This window comes from Pontibacter silvestris (genome assembly GCF_020907275.1).
Lineage (GTDB): Bacteria > Bacteroidota > Bacteroidia > Cytophagales > Hymenobacteraceae > Pontibacter > Pontibacter silvestris.
On the sequence record NZ_JAJJWI010000087.1, the window covers coordinates 1 to 994 of the forward strand.

1 protein-coding gene is annotated in these 994 nt (G+C 50.0%); it reads left to right on the forward strand.

Annotated elements, in window-relative coordinates; all coding sequences use genetic code 11:
• Positions 1 to 75 precede the first annotated feature (75 nt).
• A partial coding sequence (locus tag LN995_RS21670; protein WP_229963183.1) for a polysaccharide lyase occupies positions 76 to 994 on the forward strand: 919 nt, incomplete at its 3' end.

Below are 994 nucleotides of genomic sequence, written 5' to 3' on the forward strand. Positions count from 1 at the left end.
TTAAATAATCCTAATAATTTCATTAAGTAAAACCCATAGACCAATTTAAATATTTCAACTTTTAGCCAAGCCATAATGAAATCAAGATTTAGTAACCTACTAATGTCCCTATTAATTGGGGCAGTCACATTTGCGTGCGACAAAACAGAACTGGAGGAAATCACCCCCAGCCAAGCATTAGCCTCTGAGAACACAAGCCTTGCAGTTTCTTCCAGAATACTCTTTGAAGAAACCTTTGAGAACAGCACCATATTCTCCGGCCTTAGGCAGCAATTCGGCCCGGACCATGCCTTCAAGCAGGTCTCCAGCATAACCTACACCGGCAGCAAATCAGGCCGTTTCGAACTACGCGACACAGACCCCATGGTCAGCAGCGGCACCAGAACAGAGGTGCTCTTCCCGGTTCAGGACAACCTGAACAGATGGTATGCGTTTTCCGTCTACTTCCCTTCTTCCGACTGGCAATATGACACCAAGCAGGACGTGATCACACAGTGGCACCAAGGCGGCGGCAAAAATCCTTCCTCTTCTTTTAGAGTCATAAAGGACAGGTTGCTGTTTGACAACAGGAAAGACCCCGACAACACAAAAACCTTTGAACTGGGCCCCTTGGTTAAAGACAAGTGGCAGACATTCGTGGTGCACATCAAGCACTCGCACGGGTCAGACGGGCTGCTGGAGATCTGGCAGAACGGGGTAAAGGTGGTCAGCTACGCAGGAGCAAACAGCTACGACTCCAGCTTTGACTCCCCTAGATGGAAGGTCGGTATCTACAAGTCTGACTGGAACTACAGCAAGACCACTGACACAAAGAAGAGAGTGCTTTACTACGACGAGATCAGGATGGGGAATGAGAACGCCACCCTGGCTGACATGATGCCTCAAACGGCGACTGTATCATTAACACCGCCAGCCGCCACCTCTTACCCGATGCTCATCAACGCCGGCGGCGGGCAGTACAAAGACAGCCGATCCCGCACCTGGTCTGCCGACA